Annotated in this window: 2 protein-coding genes; both read left to right on the top strand. The window is 61.3% G+C overall.

Annotated features, from left to right (window positions below; genetic code table 11):
- Window positions 1-382 precede the first annotated feature (382 nt).
- Window positions 383-598, top strand: a complete 216-nt coding sequence (locus ACP5J3_RS13760) for a hypothetical protein (RefSeq protein ID WP_428496205.1) — start codon at window positions 383-385, stop codon at window positions 596-598.
- Window positions 595-2,008 (top strand): hypothetical protein (locus tag ACP5J3_RS13755; RefSeq protein WP_428496204.1); only part of this gene is annotated, 1,414 nt, incomplete at its 3' end. The genes ACP5J3_RS13760 and ACP5J3_RS13755, both read left to right, overlap by 4 nt.

The following is a 2,008-nucleotide window of genomic DNA, read 5'->3' as shown; positions in this document are numbered from 1 at the left end:
CCCGCCGTCTTCGTATAAGCTTGTCGGAGGCTTTCGTATATGCTGTCGGCGGGTTTCGTACAAACCTGTGTAAAGGGCCTGGAACACGGCGGGGGGCCGCGCCGTTCGTATAAACTTCGTATAGGTGTCCATTTTTACGTTTGTAGAAGAAGTCCGCTTTACAAATATATTTGTCAAACCGGGTCCGTTTCGATGTGTGTATACACCGGCCTTGTCTCGTGTAGAGTAGCCGCCGGAGGCTGTGTCTACCCCCCGCGGCTTTGAGGCTCTTGACAGATGTCAAGCGGCGGGCGCCCGCCCTGCTCAGCCGCACCGTTCCCACAGCTGTGGGAAAAGTTACACATCTGTAGAAACTGTTAAAAACCGCGCAGACATCTCTGTCATGGAGACCAAAACAAAAGACTCCTACCGGTCAATTAAGGTGACGGACAGATCTTATGAACTCTTGAAAAAGGCGTCCGTAGCGACGGGTCTGAAGATTAGCACGGTGGTGGAGAGGACGCCGCGGTGTCCTGCGTGCGGCGGCCTCCTCGTGGAGTGGGGCGGTGTGCTTGTCTGCGCCTCGTGCGGGAGGAGGTACAGGCTTGTTGAGGCATGAGCGAGCTCTGCGCCCCCTCGACCGCCAGGGAGACAGCAGACTCGGCATACGTAGTCTACAGGTGCGGAAGGGAGGTGAAGTACGAGGTGGAGGTGGCTCTGCTGGGGGAGGGCGTCATGCGCCTCGTGGTGAAGGACGCCGAGAAGAACAAGGTGTACGGCGCCGACGTGAAGAGGGAAAAGGTGTTCCAGTTCGTGCTGAGCAAAACTAGGGAGAAGGCGCTGGCGTGGTACGTCGACGTAGTCGCCGACCGCCTCGCCGGGGGCGGAGGCGGAGGAGGCCCCGAGGTGGAGGTGGAGCACGCCGTCTACCCCCTCGGACTCAGCGACGTGTACTACTTCCTCTCAGACGGTGGGTGGCGGAAGATTGAACTGCAGGGCGCCTCTATCTTCGCCGACGCGGCGGAGGTGGAGGCGCCTAAGTGGATCGTCAAAAACATGCCACACGCAGTGTACCACCTCCCCCCCGGCGACGCCTCCCTGTACAAAATGGATATCATATACGAGACCGACGAACTGCTGAGGGAGCTTCGCGACGTGATATATGCCTACGTCTCCATGGTTAAGAAGTACCTAGACGTGTCGGCTACCTGGACGCTTCTTACGTACGCGCGGCACGCCTTCCGCTACGCCGAGTACCTCCGCATCCACAAAGCCGGCTTCGGCTCCGGCGGCTCCACGGCGGCTAAGGTAGTCACGATGCTCAGCGCAAGAGGAATCAAGCCGCTGATAGACCCCTCCCCCGCCTCCGCCGTCAGGCTGTTCCACAGCGTCAAGGGCACGGTAAACGTGGATGAAGTTAGAGGAGAGCTCCCGGAGGAGAGGGTGGAGCTCCTCCGCCTTCTCGTCGAGGGGGCGTTCGACGTGGACAACTTGACCGCGAGGGTTGAGAACGGCGAGGTTGTTCTCTACAGCCTCTACAGCAACCTCGTGGTTGTGGACACGGGGCTGAGGTACACTTCCCTGTCTGCTGAGAGGCGGGCGTGGACGATAAGACTCACTAGAGACGCGTCGAGGATGACTAACCTAGACGCGGCGCTGGAAGACGCGAAAAAACTCGCGCCTCGGCTCTACGCCTGGGGGCTTGTGTTTCCAATCGCGGCGCGGCGCTACGTCGAGATGCACCGCCACGTGCAGGGCCTCGGCGCCTTGATGGCGCTGAGAGACTTCCTCCGCGCCTCCGACCCCGCAATCGCCGACAGCGCGTACGAGACGGTGAGGGAGCAGTTGGAGCACGCCTTCGCCACAGCTGTGGCGACCGACCCCATCCGCCGGGTCCTCGACGCCGTACAGCAGTTGGTGGAGGATGCCGTACAGCAGATAGAGCAGAGGGCCGGCCAGCGCATCGGCCCAGGCGTCGACGTCCCCCCATCCGCCGTCCCCGAGCCCTGGATGTACGACGGCGGCTGTC

Origin of the sequence: Pyrobaculum sp. (assembly GCF_049971835.1) — an archaeon.
Classification (GTDB): domain Archaea; phylum Thermoproteota; class Thermoprotei; order Thermoproteales; family Thermoproteaceae; genus Pyrobaculum.
The sequence above is the reverse complement of the archived record's forward strand: the minus strand, read 5'-3'. Positions and strand labels throughout refer to the sequence as shown.